General features: G+C 64.5%; 17 protein-coding genes, 1 tRNA gene and 1 pseudogene. 12 read left to right on the top strand and 7 right to left on the bottom strand.

What is annotated here, in order from left to right; translation table 11 throughout:
- Positions 1-78 precede the first annotated feature (78 nt).
- Together CG716_RS11755 and crp are read left to right on the top strand one after the other, a co-directional pair.
- On the top strand, positions 79-378 hold the full coding sequence (locus CG716_RS11755) for a hypothetical protein (protein ID WP_094479649.1): 300 nt from the start codon (positions 79-81) through the stop codon (positions 376-378).
- Between the two features lie 101 nt (positions 379-479).
- Positions 480-1154: a cAMP-activated global transcriptional regulator CRP gene (crp, locus tag CG716_RS11750; RefSeq protein WP_005138643.1), complete on the top strand. Its 675-nt coding sequence runs from the start codon at positions 480-482 to the stop codon at positions 1152-1154.
- Here the strand turns inward: crp and CG716_RS11745 are convergent.
- From CG716_RS11745 to CG716_RS11735, 3 genes are read right to left on the bottom strand one after another with little or no spacing between them, the layout of a single operon-like run.
- Positions 1151-1921 carry an MBL fold metallo-hydrolase gene (locus tag CG716_RS11745; RefSeq protein WP_207760655.1) on the bottom strand — a complete coding sequence of 257 codons (771 nt, stop codon included), beginning with the start codon at positions 1919-1921 and terminating at the stop codon, positions 1151-1153. The two genes, crp and CG716_RS11745, sit on opposite strands and share 4 nt — an antisense overlap.
- A gap of 25 nt (positions 1922-1946) precedes the next feature.
- Positions 1947-2438 (bottom strand): RidA family protein, encoded by a 492-nt coding sequence (locus CG716_RS11740; RefSeq protein WP_094479645.1) that lies wholly within the window; start codon positions 2436-2438, stop codon positions 1947-1949.
- Complete coding sequence (locus CG716_RS11735; protein WP_005138621.1) at positions 2435-2596, bottom strand: Sp36 family protein; 162 nt, start codon at positions 2594-2596, stop codon at positions 2435-2437. Before CG716_RS11735 ends, CG716_RS11740 begins: the two co-directional genes overlap by 4 nt.
- Positions 2597-2658: 62 nt before the next feature.
- On the opposite strand from CG716_RS11735, the gene bagA reads away from it, so the two are divergent.
- Positions 2659-3681, top strand: a complete 1023-nt coding sequence (gene bagA, locus CG716_RS11730) for an ATPase BagA (RefSeq protein ID WP_094479643.1) — start codon at positions 2659-2661, stop codon at positions 3679-3681.
- Positions 3682-4815 (top strand): ATPase BagB, encoded by a 1134-nt coding sequence (gene bagB, locus CG716_RS11725; protein WP_094479641.1) that lies wholly within the window; start codon positions 3682-3684, stop codon positions 4813-4815. It abuts the gene before it with no gap.
- 61 nt (positions 4816-4876) lie between these two features.
- Here the strand turns inward: bagB and CG716_RS11720 are convergent, their stop codons facing one another.
- The gene (locus CG716_RS11720; protein WP_094479639.1) at positions 4877-5230 is read right to left on the bottom strand and encodes a WhiB family transcriptional regulator; all 354 of its coding nucleotides are present in this window, start codon (positions 5228-5230) and stop codon (positions 4877-4879) included.
- Positions 5231-5522: 292 nt separating this feature from the next.
- On the opposite strand from CG716_RS11720, the gene ponA2 reads away from it, so the two are divergent.
- The 4 genes from ponA2 to CG716_RS11700 all read left to right on the top strand — a co-directional run bounded on the left by ponA2 (position 5523) and on the right by CG716_RS11700 (position 10451).
- Complete coding sequence (gene ponA2, locus CG716_RS11715; protein WP_094479637.1) at positions 5523-7958, top strand: transglycosylase/D,D-transpeptidase PonA2; 2436 nt, start codon at positions 5523-5525, stop codon at positions 7956-7958.
- 74 nt (positions 7959-8032) lie between these two features.
- Positions 8033-8989 carry a metallophosphoesterase gene (locus CG716_RS11710; RefSeq protein ID WP_094479635.1) on the top strand — a complete coding sequence of 319 codons (957 nt, stop codon included), beginning with the start codon at positions 8033-8035 and terminating at the stop codon, positions 8987-8989.
- A 25-nt stretch (positions 8990-9014) separates the two neighbouring features.
- Positions 9015-10133, top strand: a complete 1119-nt coding sequence (gene cds1 / locus CG716_RS11705) for an L-cysteine desulfhydrase Cds1 (RefSeq protein WP_094479633.1) — start codon at positions 9015-9017, stop codon at positions 10131-10133.
- A 244-nt stretch (positions 10134-10377) separates the two neighbouring features.
- Positions 10378-10451, top strand: a tRNA-Pro gene (locus tag CG716_RS11700).
- 209 nt (positions 10452-10660) lie between these two features.
- Here the strand turns inward: CG716_RS11700 and CG716_RS31325 are convergent.
- Positions 10661-11089, bottom strand: a pseudogene (locus tag CG716_RS31325) (tyrosine-type recombinase/integrase); the annotation flags it as partial.
- 571 nt (positions 11090-11660) lie between these two features.
- A complete protein-coding gene (locus CG716_RS11690) occupies positions 11661-12236 on the bottom strand; it encodes a helix-turn-helix transcriptional regulator (RefSeq protein ID WP_165774115.1) in 576 nt (191 codons plus the stop codon).
- 137 nt (positions 12237-12373) lie between these two features.
- Here CG716_RS11690 and CG716_RS11685 point away from each other — a divergent pair, with 137 nt between their 5' ends.
- From CG716_RS11685 to CG716_RS11670, 4 genes are all read left to right on the top strand, one after another.
- A complete protein-coding gene (locus CG716_RS11685) occupies positions 12374-12559 on the top strand; it encodes a helix-turn-helix transcriptional regulator (protein ID WP_094479629.1) in 186 nt (61 codons plus the stop codon).
- A gap of 2 nt (positions 12560-12561) precedes the next feature.
- Positions 12562-13728, top strand: a complete 1167-nt coding sequence (locus tag CG716_RS11680; RefSeq protein ID WP_165774114.1) for an AAA family ATPase — start codon at positions 12562-12564, stop codon at positions 13726-13728.
- A gap of 615 nt (positions 13729-14343) precedes the next feature.
- Positions 14344-14763: a hypothetical protein gene (locus CG716_RS11675; protein ID WP_094479625.1), complete on the top strand. Its 420-nt coding sequence runs from the start codon at positions 14344-14346 to the stop codon at positions 14761-14763.
- Between the two features lie 7 nt (positions 14764-14770).
- The gene (locus CG716_RS11670) at positions 14771-15658 is read left to right on the top strand and encodes a hypothetical protein (protein WP_094479623.1); all 888 of its coding nucleotides are present in this window, start codon (positions 14771-14773) and stop codon (positions 15656-15658) included.
- Between the two features lie 99 nt (positions 15659-15757).
- Here CG716_RS11670 and CG716_RS11665 read toward each other — a convergent pair whose 3' ends face one another.
- Positions 15758-16633 (bottom strand): hypothetical protein, encoded by an 876-nt coding sequence (locus tag CG716_RS11665; RefSeq protein WP_133066925.1) that lies wholly within the window; start codon positions 16631-16633, stop codon positions 15758-15760.
- Positions 16634-16723: the final 90 nt, after the last annotated feature.

The raw sequence follows: 16723 nt of genomic DNA, 5'->3' as shown, positions 1-16723 counted from the left end.
AGGGGGTCCGTCAAGCCGCGGACTGACCGGTGACAATTTGTAATCCCGCTGAGACCTTGCGCGTGTTTACTAACCCCCGTGACCTGGTTGCTCGCGGTGTGTGTCCCCGGGCTTTTGATGCTTTCGACCTTCGGGTTGCAGCGCCTTGAAGAGGCGTTGGACACCGAGCGCGCCGCCGCCGACGACGTCACCAAATATCTGGAGCAGGCCGCCAGAAAGGCGCTTCCACCGGCTACGCCAAGGGCCGAAACCCAGCATCGACGCGTCGAGGTGCATTCCCGCCTCGGCGATGACGAGCCCGGTTTGCCCACGCATCCGTTTGCGCACGCACGGCCCAATCCGCAATTTCACCGGACTCAGTACGCCAATCGTGTGTAGCGTTGGCACGTCGAAAGACCGGCAACCACTAGACTGACAAAGCCCAGCAACAGAGCTGGCCTGCGCATTTCACATCATCGAAGAGTTTAAAGAGGGGCGACGTGGACGAGATCCTGGCGAGGGCCGGAATCTTCCAGGGAGTTGAACCCAGTGCGGTTTCCGCGCTGACCAAACAGCTTCAGCCGGTGGACTTCCCGCGTGGACACACAGTCTTCGCCGAAGGCGAGCCGGGTGATCGGCTGTACATCATCATCTCCGGCAAGGTGAAGATCGGGCGCCGTTCCCCGGACGGGCGGGAAAACCTGCTGACAATCATGGGTCCGTCGGACATGTTCGGCGAGCTGTCGATTTTCGACCCGGGTCCGCGGACCTCGAGCGCCACCACCATCACCGAGGTGCGCGCCGTGTCGATGGACCGAGACGCGCTGCGGGCATGGATCGCCGACCGCCCTGAGATCGCCGAGCAGCTGCTCCGCGTGTTGGCCCGCCGCCTGCGTCGTACCAACAACAATCTCGCCGATCTGATCTTCACCGACGTCCCCGGTCGTGTCGCCAAGCAGCTGCTGCAGCTGGCTCAGCGCTTCGGCACGCAGGAGGGCGGCGCGCTGCGGGTCACCCACGACCTCACCCAAGAGGAGATCGCCCAGCTGGTGGGTGCATCGCGCGAGACGGTGAACAAGGCGCTGGCCGACTTCGCCCACCGCGGGTGGATTCGCCTGGAGGGCAAGAGCGTGCTGATCAGCGACTCGGAACGTCTCGCAAGGCGCGCGCGCTAGTTCCGTAGGTAGTCGAGTTGGGCGCGCACCGATTTCTCGGCGGCGTCCCATAGCTTCTCGTCGACGTCGGTATAGACGTGCTCGACGACTTGGCGGGCAGTGGCGTCCTCACCGATCGCCTGTAGGGCGTGGCGCACCTGGTCGAGCCGCTCCTCGCGGTGCGCCAGGTACATGGCGGTCACGGCTTCCAGGTCGTCGAGGTCGGGTCCGTGTCCGGGCAACACCGTGCGCCGCCCCAACCCCTGCAGCCGGCGCAGTGATTCCAGGTATTGGATGAGGCTGCCGTCCTCGTCGTCGATGACGGTGGTGCCCCTGCCGAGCACGGTGTCGGCGGTCAGTACCGCATCGTCGACCAGAAACGACAGCGAGTCGGCGGTGTGGCCCGGGGTAGCCAGCACGGTGATTCGCAGCCCGGCGGCGTCGATGACCTCGCCGTCGGTCAGCGGGCCGCCCAGGCCGCGCAGGAACCCACTGCCCACCGAGCGGACCGTGGCGCCGGTCAAGTCCACGAGCTTGTCGATACCACCAGTGTGGTCCTCGTGCTTGTGGCTGATCAGCACCAGCGGGATCTTGCCGAGCGCGGCCAGTCGGGCGATGTGTTCGTCGTCGTCGGGGCCCGGGTCGACGATCACCATCTCGTCGCTACCGGGACCCTTGAGCACCCAGGTGTTGGTGCCGTCCAGCGTCATGATGTTCGGGTTGTTGCAGAGTAAGACGGAGGCCGTATCGGTAACCGGCCTCAGGATCCCGTAGGCGGGATGGGCGATCACGCCGCTTCGGCGCAATCGTCGCTCACGCGACCTCGACGATGAGCTCGATCTCCACCGGAGCATCCAGCGGCAGCTCGGACACCCCGACCGCCGACCGCGCGTGGGCGCCGGCCTCGCCGAAGACCTCGCCGAGGAACTCCGAGGCTCCGTTGATGACGCCGGGCTGACCGGTGAAGCCGGGTGCCGATGCGACGAAACCGACCACCTTGACCACCTGGGTCACGTTGTCCAGTCCCACCAGCGCGTCGATGGCGGCCAAGGCGTTCAGCGCGCACAGCCGAGCGGCGTCGCGAGCGTCTTCCGCGGCGACGTCGGCACCGACCTTGCCGGTGTGGATCAGGCTGCCCGCCTCGATGGGAAGCTGTCCGGCGGTGTAGACGAGATTGCCGGTGCGCACCGCCGGAACGTAGGCGGCCAGCGGTTTGACGACCGTTGGCAGTGCCAGGCCGAGGTCAGCGAGTCGCGCGGTGGCCTTCCCCGAGTCGCTCCGCTCCTGCCCGCCGGAAGCGCTCACTTAGGCCGCTTCAGGTAAGCGACGTGCTGCTCTCCGGTAGGGCCGGGCAGGACCGCGACCAGTTCCCAGCCGTCAGCGCCCCACTGGTCGAGGATTTGCTTGGTCGCGTGGGTCAGCAACGGCACCGTCGCGTATTCCCATGTGGTCGGTTGGCTCATGGCCGAAGCTTATCGCTCGGCACCAATCCCGCAGGGGCCCGCAGGGGCTTGGCTAGCATGCTCTGATGGCGACCACACCGAGCGACGGCAGCTCCCTGGCCTGGCCTTCCCGGCTGACCAAGGCCCGCTTGCACTTTGTGACCGGCAAGGGCGGCACCGGTAAGACCACGGTGGCCGCCGCGCTGGCACTGACACTGGCCGCCGGAGGGCGCAAGGTCCTTCTCGTGGAAGTTGAAGGGCGCCAAGGCATTGCGCAATTGTTCGACGTGCCACCGTTGCCTTACGAGGAACTGAAGATCGCGACAGCCGAGGGCGGCGGGCACGTCAACGCGCTGGCCGTCGACATCGAGGCGGCGTTCATGGAATACCTCGAGATGTTCTACAACCTGGGTCTGGCCGGCCGGGCGATGCGCCGGATCGGCGCCATCGAGTTCGCGACGACCATTGCACCCGGCCTGCGTGACGTGTTGCTGACCGGCAAGATCAAGGAGTCGGTGGTGCGGCAGGACCGCAACAAGAAGCCGGCCTACGACGCGATCGTGGTCGACTCTCCCCCGACGGGGCGCATCGCCCGATTCCTCGACGTCACCAAGGCTGTCTCGGACCTGGCCAAGGGCGGCCCGGTGCACTCACAGGCCGACGGTGTGGTCAAGCTCCTGCATTCTGATCAGACCGCGATCCATCTGGTCACCCTGCTGGAGGCGCTGCCCATCCAGGAGACCATCGAGGCCATCGAGGAACTCAAGGGGCTCGGCCTGCCCATCGGCAGTGTGATCGTCAACCGCAACATTCCGCCGTTCTTGCCGCCCGCCGACCTCGCCAAGGCCGCCGAGGGTGACATCGACGCCGACGCGGTGCGTGCCGGACTGGCCCGGGTGGGAATCTCCTTGCCGGATGCCGACTTCGCCGGACTGCTGACCGAGACCATCGAGCACGCCAGCCGCATCCGGGCCCGCACCGAGAGCGCCGAGCAACTTGATCAATTGAAGGTCGCGCGGCTGGAGCTGCCGACAATCGCCGACGGCGTGGATCTGGGAAGTTTGTACGAACTGGCGGAAACGCTTGCAGAGCAAGGGGTCAGGTAGATGAGTGGCGCACCGCCAGCACTCGACATGAAGTCGATACTGGAAGACAGGTCCAACCGGGTCGTGGTGTGCTGCGGCGCGGGCGGGGTCGGCAAGACCACCACCGCGGCGGCGATGGCCCTGCGTGCAGCCGAATACGGCCGCAGCGTGGTGGTGCTGACGATCGACCCGGCCAAGCGGCTGGCACAGGCGTTGGGAATCAAGGAACTTGGCAATTCGCCGCAGCGCGTTCCACTGGCTCCTGAGGTGTCCGGCGAGCTGCACGCAATGATGCTCGACATGCGCCGCACGTTCGACGAGATGGTCGTCGAATACTCGGGAAGCGATCGCGCCCAAGCGATTCTGGACAACCAGTTCTATCAGACGGTGGCCACCTCACTGGCCGGCACGCAGGAATACATGGCCATGGAGAAGCTCGGCCAGCTCCTGGGTCAGGACCGCTGGGACCTGGTGGTGGTGGACACCCCGCCGTCGCGCAACGCGCTGGATTTCCTCGACGCCCCCAAACGGCTGGGCAGTTTCATGGACGGCCGGCTCTGGCGGCTGCTGCTGGCGCCAGGACGCGGCTTCGGCCGGCTGGTGACCGGCGTCGTCGGGCTGGCGATGAAGGCCATGTCGACGATCCTGGGTTCCCAGATGCTCTCGGACGCTTCGGCGTTCGTCCAGTCCCTGGATTCGACGTTCGGCGGTTTCCGGGAGAAGGCCGACCGCACCTACGAGTTGCTCAAGCGGCGCGGCACCCAGTTCGTGGTGGTCTCGGCGGCCGAGCCCGACGCGCTTCGAGAGGCGTCATTCTTCGTCGATCGGCTCTCGGCGGAGAACATGCCCCTGGCCGGGCTGATCCTCAACCGGACCCATCCGACGCTGTCCGAGCTGACCGTGGAACGCGCCGTCGACGGTGTCGCGGCATTGGAAGCCAGCGAGGACAACAACGGGGACCAGCTCGCCGCAGCGGTATTGACAATTCACGCCGACCGGGCGCAGACCGCCAAGCGGGAAATCCGGCTGCTTTCGCGATTCACTGGTGCCAACCCGCACGTTCCGGTGGTCGGCGTGCCCTCGCTGCCGTTCGACGTGTCCGATCTGGATGCCCTGCAGGCGATCGCCGATCAGATTACGGGAGAGACCGCATAACGAACGCGGTCGATGAGCCGTCGGGGTCCGACTTGGCGCCTCCGGCGCCGGGGCTCGAAAGTTAGCTAACGCTGCGGTGCTTGCGCTGCGCGGCGAAGAATTCCGCCCACGACACGACCTCGGGGTGCTGCTTGAGCAAAGCGCGGCGCTGACGCTCGGTCATGCCGCCCCAAACACCGAACTCAACCCGGTTGTCCAGCGCGTCGGCGCCGCACTCCGCCATCACCGGGCAGTGACGACAAATCACCGCGGCTTTGCGCTGCGCCGCACCGCGGACAAACAGCTCGTCGGGGTCCGTTGACCGGCACAAAGCCCTCGAAACCCACGCAATCCGAGCTTCGCCTTCCGCTGCGTGGACTGAACCATTCAAGAGTGCTGCGCTTGGCTTGCGGCAAGCAGTCCGAATACCTGACACCGACGATCCCCTTCGTCCGGCCGCTCACGCGGCTAAACAATCTTCTGGTGTAGGCCGCGTATGCGATCTACGCCACATCACGACTCCGAGTGTTACCTGAATCGCACTGTCTGTTTAAGTTAGGTGGTCAGGTATCTTTTGCGCAACAGTTAGATCTCAGGTTTTTTGGGACGACCGTGCAGACCGATCATGAACTGGCATTTTCTGACCCCGCCGTAAATAGCCTTCGATATGATCGGCCCGCGAGGGGACGCCCCGCAAGAGCTTCCGGCGCCTAGTTACTCTGTAACCCATGTCGGAACGCCCGCCGGCCGGGGCCACGATCATCAAGCTGGCCTGGTGCTGCCTATTGGCCAGCGTGATCCTTGCGGCGCTCCTGTTTCCCGTGGTCGGTGGCGTCGGGCTGATTTCCAACCGGGCCTCCGATGTGGTGGCCAACGGCTCGGCCCAACTGGTTGAGGGCGAAGTGCCCGCAGTCACGACGATGGTGGACGCCAAGGGCAACCCGATTGCGTGGCTCTACTCGCAGCGCCGCTTCGAGGTCCCCAGCGACAAAATCGCCGACACGATGAAACTGGCAATCGTCTCCATCGAGGACAAGCGGTTTGCCGAACATAACGGTGTCGACTGGAAGGGCACCCTGACGGGGCTGGCCGGGTATGCCTCCGGCGACCTCGACACCCGCGGTGGATCGACCATCGAGCAGCAGTATGTGAAGAACTACCAGCTGCTGGTGATCGCCCAGACTGACGCCGAGAAGCGCGCGGCCGTGGAGACCACCCCGGCCCGCAAGCTGCGTGAGATCCGGATGGCGCTCACCCTCGACAAGACGTTCACCAAGCCGGAGATTCTGACGCGCTATCTGAACCTGGTCAGCTTCGGCAACGGCGCCTTCGGAATTCAGGACGCCGCACAGACCTATTTCGGCGTCGACGCCTCGCAGCTCAACTGGCAGCAGGCCGCACTGCTGGCCGGGATGGTGCAGTCGACGAGCACCCTGAACCCGTATACCAACCCCGACGGCGCGCTGGCCCGCCGCAATCTCGTGCTCGACACGATGATCGACAACGTGCCCGACAAGGCCGACGAGCTGCGTGCCGCCAAGCAGCAGCCGCTGGGCATACTGCCGCAGCCCAACGAGTTGCCGCGGGGCTGTATCGCCGCCGGCGACCGGGCGTTCTTCTGCGACTACGTACAGGAGTTTCTAGCCCGAGCCGGTATCAGTAAGGACCAACTCGCCAAGGGTGGCTACCTCATCAAGACCACGCTGGACCCCGACGTCCAGAACTCGGTCAAGTCAGCCGTCGATACCTTCGCCGCCCCCGACATCCAGGGCATCGCGAGCGTGATGAGCGTCGTGCTACCCGGTAAGACCGCTCACCCGGTGGTCGCGATGGTCAGCAACCGGACCTACGGACTGAACTCCGCGGTCGGGGAAACCATGCAGCCGCAACCGTTTTCGCTTGCCGGCGACGGCGCCGGGTCGATCTTCAAGATCTTCACCACGGCTGCCGCGCTCGATATGGGGATGGGCATCAGCGCCAATCTGGATGCCCCGGTGCGGTTCGAGGCCAAGGGTCTGGGCAGCGGTGGGGCCAAGGGTTGCCCGAAAGACACCTGGTGCGTGCAGAACGCGGGTAATTATCGCGGCTCGATGAGCGTCACCGACGCGCTGGCCACCTCCCCGAATACCGCCTTCGCCAAGCTCATCTCACAGGTGGGCGTGCAGCGGACTGTCGATATGGCGGTCAAGCTAGGTCTACGCTCCTACGCCGAGCCGGGCACCGCGCGCCCCTACGACCCGGACAGCAACGAGAGTCTCGCCGACTTCATCAAGCGGCAGAACATCGGCTCGTTCACCCTGGGCCCGATTCAGGTGAATGCGCTCGAGTTGTCCAATGTGGCGGCCACCCTGGCCTCCGGTGGCACATGGTGCCCGCCGAACCCGATCGACAAGCTCTACGACCGCAATGGCAACGAGGTGTCGGTGACCACCGAGACCTGCGACCAGGTCGTACCCGAGGGGCTGGCCAACACGCTGTCCAACGCGCTGAGCAAGGATGCGGTCAGCGGCACCGCGGCCGGCTCGGCCAGCTCGGCGGGCTGGAATCTGCCGGTGTCCGGCAAGACCGGCACCACTGAGGCACACCGCTCGTCGGGCTTTGTCGGCTACACCAACCACTACGCGGCGGCCGAATACATCTACGACGATTCCCCCACGCCGTCGGACCTGTGCTCGTGGCCGCTACGGCAATGCGGCGACGGAAACCTCTACGGCGGCAACGAACCCGCCAAGACGTGGTTCACCGCCATGAAGCCGATCGCCCAGAGCTTCGGCGACATCGCACTCCCACCGACCGATCCGCGTTACGTCGACGGCGCCCCCGGCTCGCGGGTGCCCAGTGTCGCGGGCCTACCGCAGGGTTCAGCGCGGGACCGGCTCAAAGACGCCGGATTCCAGGTCGCCGACCAGGCGAACCCGGTCAACAGCGTGGCACCCGCCGGCGAGGTGGTCGGCACGTCGCCCACCGGGCAGACCGTCCCTGGCTCGATCATCACCATCCAGGTCAGTAACGGAATCCCGCCGGCACCGCCGCCACCGCCGCCGGGTGCACCGCCGATACCGGGTCTGGACGGCGCCCCGTTCGGCCAGACGGTCGTCGAGATTCCCGGGCTACCGCCGATTACGGTCCCGCTGCTGGCTCCGCCGGCACCGCCGCCACCGTGACGCGGGCGCATTGTCAGGATTTCGCAACATGCTCGACCCAATGAAGGTTTGCGGCTACCAGTATTCTGGCCGCTATGGCTGTGCCGTCCGCAGTGAAGTCGTCCGCCCTCGTGGCCGCCGGCTCGGCCGCGCTTGCGCTCGGCTACGCCACGGTGATCGAGCGCAACGCGTTCGTCGTGCGCGAAGTGACCATGCCGGTGCTCTCGCCGGGCTCCACGCCGCTGCGCGTGCTGCACCTCAGCGATATCCACATGCGCCCGACGCAGCGGCACAAGCAGGCCTGGCTGCGCGACCTGGCCCGCTGGGAGCCCGACCTGGTGGTCAACACCGGCGACAACCTGTCGCACCCCAAGGCGGTGCCCGCGGTGGTGCAGGCGGTCGGTGACCTGCTCTCGGTGCCGGGCGTCTTCGTCTTCGGCAGCAACGACTACTTCGCCCCGAAGCTGAAGAACCCGGCCAAATACCTCTACGACGGCGACAGTCGCGTCCATGGCAAGCCGCTGCCGTGGCAGGACCTGCGAGCCGCGTTCACCGAACGCGGCTGGCTGGACCTGACGCACAACCGGCGCGACTTCGAGGTTGCCGGCCTGACGATCGCCGCCGCCGGCGTCGACGACCCCCATCTGGGTCGGGACCGCTACGACACCATCGCCGGCCCGGCCAACCGGACGGCCAACCTCACCCTCGGCGTCACCCATGCGCCCTATACCCGGGTGCTGGATCGCTTCGCCGCTGACGGCTATCAACTGATCATGGCGGGGCACACCCACGGCGGGCAGCTATGCCTGCCGTTCTACGGAGCCATCGTCACCAACTGCGACCTGGACCGGTCCCGGGCCAAGGGCGCCTCCCGATGGGGTGCTGACACCGCGTTGCACGTGTCGGCGGGCATCGGCACCGGGCCGTTCGCACCGTTCCGGTTCTGCTGCCGCCCGGAGGCCACCCTGCTGACCCTGGTGGCCTCGCCGACCGGCGGGCACGACGAGACCCGAAACGTGGTGCGCTCCAGCCCGACCGCCTCGATGCGGTGAGCCCGGCCTGCTGTCCCAACCGGCGATGACCACCGTCGCCGCCCACCCCCAGCCCCGCGGCTGGGTAGACAACGCCATTCGACTGATCGAAGCGGACAGCCGTCGCAGCGCCGACACGCATCTGTTGCGTTACCCGCTGCCGATGTCATGGGGTGGCGGCGCGGACATCGCGCTGTACCTCAAGGACGAATCCACGCACATCACCGGCAGCCTCAAGCATCGGCTGGCGCGCTCACTGTTTCTCTATGGGCTCTGCAACGGCCGGATCGACGAGCGCACCACCGTCGTCGAGGCGTCCTCGGGGTCGACGGCGGTGTCGGAGGCGTATTTCGCAGCGCTGCTCGGCTTGCCGTTCATCGCAGTGATGACCGCCTCCACCAGTGCCTCGAAGATCAAGCTGATCGAGGCGCAGGGCGGACGCTGCCACTTCGTCGGCCAACCCGGCGACGTCTATACCGAAGCCCAGCGGATCGCCGACGAAACCGGCGGCCACTACCTGGACCAGTTCACCAACGCCGAGCGCGCCACTGACTGGCGGGGCAACAACAACATCGCCGAGTCGATCTACGAGCAGATGAGCGCCGAACGCCATCCGATCCCGAGCTGGATCGTGGTGGGGGCGGGCACCGGTGGCACGAGCGCCACGATGGGGCGCTACATCCGCTACCGGCGCCACCAGACCAAGTTGTGTGTGGTCGACCCGGAGAACTCGGCATTCTTCCCTTCGTACGCCGAAGGCCGCCCCGTCGTCACCGAGATACCGTCACGGATCGAAGGCATCGGCCGCCCCCGGGTAGAGCCGTCGTTCCTGCCCGAAATCGTCGACCGGATGGTCAGCGTGCCCGATTCGGCGTCGATCGCCGCGGCGCATCACGTCTCACGGGTACTGGGACGCCGGGTCGGCCCGTCGACGGGCACCAACGTCTGGGGTGCGTTCGGCGTGCTGGCCGAGATGGTGGCGGCCGGCGTGGGCGGCTCGGTGGTCACCCTGATCGCCGACAGCGGCGACCGCTACGCCGACACGTACTACGACGCCGACTGGTTAGCGGCTCACAACCTCGACCCGAGCGTGTATGCCGGCGCGCTGGCCGAATTCGAACGGTCCTGCGGCTGGGTCTGGTCGGGCTCGTCGACCGCGTCGTAGTCTCCGGTCACGACCAGCCAAAGCGCTGCGAGCAGGAAGAATCCCCCGTACACCACGGCTCCCAAAGCGGTCATCATCCGCTCCACCTTTCACTGCTCGGCGTATCTGTCTCGCCGTCAGTGTGCATAACGCCACCGACATCCCAGATCCATCCCCCGACACGGCGCGAACTTGATGATCACCTGGGCTGATAGGCCGTTTGGCTTCTCACGGGTCACGTGCGATACGCTGTCGTGGCTTCACGCGGGGTGTGGCGCAGCTTGGTAGCGCGCTTCGTTCGGGACGAAGAGGTCGTGGGTTCGAATCCCGCCACCCCGACTCCAGTTGTGGCAGGTAAGAGGCCCCGGTCCAGATTTCTGGTCGGGGTCTTTTTCTGCGCCAGTCCGCAGCTGGTCCGCAGTACGTTGCAGGGCCGCCTCGCGAGCCTTGTCCAGCGCGGCGGAAACGAGCTCCAAGTCATCTGGAAATAGGTCGGCATAGGTGTCCATCGTCAGCACAGCCGATTGATGACCAAGCATCGTCTGCACCGCCTTGGGATTTGCGCCGCCGCTGATCGCAAGCGAGGCGGCAGTATGCCTGAGGTCGTGCGGCGTCACTTTCGGGAAGCCCGGAACCGTTGCCATCAGCCGGTGCACGGCGGGTGCGAAGGTTCGCGGTCGAAAGGTCGACACTCGGAGTACGCCGCCATCGGGAGCGGTGAACACCAAGTCCTCACGAGACTTCCCGACCATCAGAGCCGCGATTTCGTGGCTCAAGAAGGGCGGGAATGGCACTGACCGGCGCTCATGCGATTTCGGCGTTGACCAAACCACCCGACCTTTCACTTCGGCGACAGCCTCACGGACGATTACCCGGCGACGGAGCATGTCGAACGAGTTGACTCGCAGGGCTGCCATCTCGCCCCACCTGAGACCGGTGTACGCGAGGAACCTCACCACCGATCCGTACGCTCCCATCTCATCAGCAAGTAACTCGACCTGGTTGTGGGACAGATAGCCACGCGGGCGATGTTGGCGGCGGGGCGACTTGACCCCTGCACACGGATTGCGGGCCAAGCGGCGGTCCTCGACGGCCAGAGCCAAGACCTGTCGTAAGACGCTGAGCGCATTCTCGACAGTCGCTGGGCCAGCGCCCGCAGTCGCCATATCTTGCACCCACAACCGGACCGCCGAAGTCTCGACGTCAGCCACAGCCACATGCGCCCAACGCGGTTTCACATGACAAGTCCACGTATAGGCGCGTGTCGCGACTGTCGTTTGCTTCAAATGTCCTTGAGTGCCAATCCATTTCGCATGCAGGTCTTCCACCGAAACGCGACCGGCCTTGGGCGCGACGTAGGTTCCGGTCACCTGAGCCGCAACGATCTCATCCAGCCACGCCTGCGCATCCCTTTGTCGGCCGAATGACTTGGTGTTCTCGCGCCCATGCTCGTCCACATAACGGGCCATCCATCGTTTACCCTTCCCCGCGCGGGCAGTCGGAAGACCATCAGCGCGCCTCCAGCGATCTTCGACACCGCTGCGCCGGTTACGCTTCTGAGTCATCGCGAACCTCTTCTGCGCCTTCTTCATTCATTGACAGAACGACCTTCTCTACTTGTCCCAGCCAGTAGGCGTAGTCCTGCGCCGAGGAGTACAGCCTGTCTCGGGCATCGTCGGATTCTTGGCGAGCCTTGTCCAAGATTTCCTGCCGCCTTCGAACTGTTTCCGATTGACCTTCGGGTGCCCACCACGGTGCGTCGCCGGGCAGCGACAACTCGAAGACAGCCATGACCGGCATGCCGAAGACCTCTGCGAGCGCAGTCGCCTCCGCGACGCGCAGCGGTCGCGTCCCGCGCTCGATTTTGGCAACGGTCGTCTGGTGCATCTCGAACCCCTCGTAGCGGAGCTTCTCGACTACATCTTCTTGCGACCAGTTGCGGTCCAACCGCCAGCCGCGAACGACCTCGCCGAATCTCTTTTCCCACGACTCGTGCGCCGTGCGCCGCCGTGCAAGGTTGTTGATCGATAGGTCGGCGGCCTCGGGCGGTAGCTTTTCGCGCAGCTCACGGGCGTATTGCTGGTTCTCAACTGCCGCGAGGACGGACGGATCGGGAGCGGTCACATAGCACAGTGTATGCGCAGAGCGCTTTGGATTCAAGCGACGCAGGAATACAGTGGTAGCCTTGGCGTCTAGACGCTTGAAGGTCAAGCGCTATGAGGTTAAGGAGAACTGTGTCAACAACATCCGAGGTTGTACTGATGAGCACGACGGAGGTGTCGGCGGAGCTGGGCATTCCCGTCGGCACGCTGCGCTACTACCGCTCGTCGGGCTGCGGGCCGGCATCGTTTCGGCTGGGTGGTCGCATCCGCTATCGCCGCGCTGACGTACTTGCGTGGGTCGCGGAACAGGAGCGCAACTCCCGGCGCGGCCAGGGAGTGGCATAGCCGTGAAGCGCGTGCACATCACCTGGGCCGACTCGATTGCACCCGAGCCGGTCACCTGGGCTTGGTCGGGAAGCCTTGAGCCGCTGTACGAAGGTTCCGAAGATTCCGATGGCATCGGTCCGGAATCTTCGGAATCTTCAGGGCGGATCGCTGCTGGGACGATCGCCATCGCGGCCGGACCGGAGGGTGTCGGCAAATCCTCCTTCGGCATCACCATCGCGGCTCTCGTCTCGACCGGTCGCCTGCACGGCGCGTGGTTCGGAACTCCACGCACGGTTCTCTATGCGGCCGTGGAGGACTCGTGGGCGCATACTCTCGTTCCGCGCCTGATGGCCGCCGGTGCTGACCTCGCGCGCATCGGACGATTCGAGGTGGTCTCTGACGAGGATCTCGCTGCCACGCTGTCCCTGCCGCACGACAACGATTTGTTCGAAGCCGCTATCAGCGACCACGATGTTGCACTGGTCGTTCTCGATCCGCTCATGTCGCTGGTGAGTGATCGCATCGACACGCACCGTGAGCGTGAAGTTCGTGAGGCGCTTGACCCGCTGGCAAAGATCGCCGATCGCACGAAGGCAGTGATCTTGGGCATCGCGCACTGGAACAAGGGGTCCGGTTCCGACATCAGCGCGCGTATCACCGGTTCGGGAGCGTTCAAGAACGTCCCGCGCGCGATCTTCGGGTTCGGTCGGGACCCAGAGTCGCTCGATGGTGGATGCGTGATGACGCAGTCGAAGAACTCGCTCGGGCGGTCTGACCTGCCTTCAATCCGATACCGCATCGAATCCGCGACGGTCGGGACCCCACACGGTGATGCCCACACCGGTCGCCTCGTCGTTCTCGGTGTATCTGACCGGTCGCTCGCCGAAATCTTGGCGACGGCGAACAGTGGCGAGAAGGGGAAGGGACGGGCTGAAAAGCTCACTCCCGCTCAAGAGTTCATCTTGACGTACGTGCAAGCGTACGGCGACGCCCATGGGGAAGTTGCGAGCCGCGACCTTCTCACCCAGGGGGCCATCGAAGGCTTCAAGGAGAACGACCTCAGCAAGGCGCGCAATGCGATGCGCAACCTCGTAGGTACCCGGAAGACTGGCACCGACGGCGGGTGGAACTGGTTTCTAACGGATGAGGGAGTCAACGCCCAGTCCGGCAACGCAGCCGCCGCATAGCCTCGTCCCACGAAGAGCGCACGCCATGACTCGGCCAGAGTCGGGCGTGCTTTCTTCGTTTGGGAATTGAAGCCTGCTATCCGGCGTGCTCACGCGCTCGATTTGCCGCACGGCGGCCTGCACACCGGATGCTGAAATCGAGGGCCTGCGCAGCCACACTAGAGATCAGGTGGCGCTGAAATACCCTCGCGGGCAACGCGATTGCTATCATTTGATGACTGGACACGGTCCTAGCCCATTTTTCTAAAACTTGCCCCACCACAGATTGCATTTACCCGGTCGCTCTGGCGCAGGTTTGTTAGCCATTCTTGACCCACCCCGGCCGACGCCGAAAGCTCAAGGTCTTGGATCCAGAAGCAAGCAGTAGCGGCCCATTTGGTGGTCCGTAACGAAGCCTACGATCGAGGAGCCCATGATCCGAGCTTTCGTCCCGGCCCGGTTCGTCGTCAGAGCACCCGTAAAGGCAGCCCGCCCAGGCTTCCCTGCTACTACACAATGGCGGCCGCAGCGCAGCAGATGACGCCAGCCTGCAATCAACAGCGCATTCCCAGTGGGCCACAGCATGGCAGGGAACCTCGACCGCGGTGTCGTACCTTTCGCTTATCCTCCGTAGCGATGACAGAACCAGCGAACCCCTCGGATTCTCTACTCGCGGCGTTGGCGAAGGCGCGGATCCCCGTGGAGAACCACGAGCTGATCCGGCGGCTCACTACCGCCATCGGCATCACGGAGTTCCGCGCCGTGGACAGTTCCGGCAAGCCGCATGTGATGGCGAAGCGCCGCGATGGCCTGCCCGACTTGCACATCTACTACGGGTACACGAGCGGGTTCACCTCCGCGGACGAAGGCCTTCAAGCCGCCGGCCACGGCGCCGTCTGTCGGCCGAGTTCCCGAAGGGGCACGTGGTACGTGGAGCATCCGACGAATCAGGTGCGTGCCGGTGGCGAGCGCTCAGACAATGTACGGCGTGAGGCGGGCTTCTGCAGCTGCGGGATGCAGTTATCGCTGACCGGATCCTGCAGTAGTTGCGATTGACACGCGCATGAACCCGTTCTTCGTTCAGTCGACCGGCACTGTGGTCGAGGTCTGGTCCGGATACCGCATCCAGTTCGAGGGAATGGAGCGTCAGCTTTGGCAGAAGGAACTGAAATCCGACCTTCAACAGGCATTGTCGCGCTTGACCATTCCGCCCGGCGTGCCATTGGCCGGTTTCTACGACACCACTGATCCCGGCGGCGGCGACCCCGAGAACAGCCTGTTTACGAACTCGCTCGAGTCGATGCCGCGCGGTGTCAGCATGCTGCGGTTCGAGCGCGGCACATCGTGTCCGCCCAAGCCACCGGTTCCCATCGAGCTGGTCGGCGGCCACCTCCACTATTACCGGTATGAGGTAGGCGGGTTTTGGACCAGATGGCAACCCGACCAGACGATCGCAAGCTGGGACCGCATCCCACGCCGGCTGCCAGACGACGGCTCGGCTCGACCAGTCTGGTTCGCCCTTCGCGAGGCCATCGCTTCCGGCTTGGTCTCCACCGCGGAACGCCCCCTTGCGCCCCACATGGCCTTCGGGATTCGTCTGACGGTGCACGCCACGAATCGCGGTCCCCGCGATGCGATTCGGTACAGCGAGAAGGTGGTGGACGGCACGATCGCGGCCTTCCATGACGATCGCTGTTCGGATGATCTTGTCGCGACGCTGGCTCGCAAATTACCGAGCGTCACGGAGAAGAACCTCCGTCTCGCGCTGGACCACTCGGCCAGTCCGATCTTCTCGACCCCAGCGATTAGGACGAACGGCCATTACGTCCAGATCAGTCCGGACGATGAGCGTTGCATCGTCGGCGAAGTGAATATCACGAAGGATTCGAAGGGACAGTGGCCAGAATTGAGTGGCGCACTATTCACCGTGCGGCCGACTGTCGCTTGCTGAAATCCTGCACTCCGCATTGCCAGTTGGGGGACGAGTTTGGAGCTACCACGAAGGCAGCACCGCCATGCTCCATGAGCGCAAACCTATCGCTGTTGCCGGTCATCGGATTCGCGCGATGACGCGGTTCGGACTTGCGGAGTAGTCGCCGAGATCGAACGACAGGTCAATGAGCCACCGAGGCACACGGGACGGAGTGCGACCGTTCTTATCTACGGGAACATCGATCGACACATCGCCACGGATCTGCTCAAGAAGGAAGTCGGTTTCGTCGAGGATCTCGAAACTGAACCTCGGCGCGGGTCGCGCAAATGGTGCCTTGTCGGCAACCGTGGGCGTCTTCCCAATAGGGCGTTGCCATGTCGATACCCAGTCCGCCAGAAGGTCTTCCGGCGTGCCGAATTCAACACAACCAGAGAGCCGGATTTGCCCTAAGCGCTTCGCCGGGTCCTCGTTCTCAGCCCTGTGTGTGAACGCGTCGATCGCTTCAATCTGAAGCCGCACGCTGGATTGCGTTGACTCGTCCAGGATCTCGATTGGAAGCGGTTGTACATCGAGTGGTATTTCGGATCCATAGCCGCTTGCCTGGATCGAGTCGAATCCCGTCAGCTCGATCCGGAGGTCCGAATGGTCGATTGCCTGATAGCTATTCAGAAAGAACTCGTTGGCAGCCACTCGCGATGTGCGTCCACGCGTCGGCTTCTCCATGTGCAGCGCGGTAATGGCTGGCCACGCTGAGAGTGCCGGTGAGCGCAGCATCATCACCGGACTAGGCGGATACTCGCGGTGCCCGAAGCAATCTGTCCAATCGTCGTCGTTGAACCGAAACACTCCGGAAATGGCCATCTTGTGGAAGCAGTCACCGTCGTCGTAGCAGGCACTGGTGACTCGGGCGCGGAAGTCCTGGACTTCCCATCCAAGAATCGACAGCGCCTTTTCATTTACGTAAACGTTGACGTCGCTTACTTTTTCGGCCATCTTGTTCTCCTTACCCTGAAGCTGATCGCGTTATTTTCCTACGCGCAGCGTGAATCCGCCGTTACGATAGCGGGCCCGTACGACAACAGG

The organism is Mycolicibacterium sphagni (assembly GCF_002250655.1).
In the GTDB taxonomy this organism is placed as follows: Bacteria; Actinomycetota; Actinomycetes; order Mycobacteriales; family Mycobacteriaceae; genus Mycobacterium; species Mycobacterium sphagni.
Note: the sequence above shows the minus strand (reverse complement) of the source record. Positions and strands in the feature narration are given on the sequence as shown.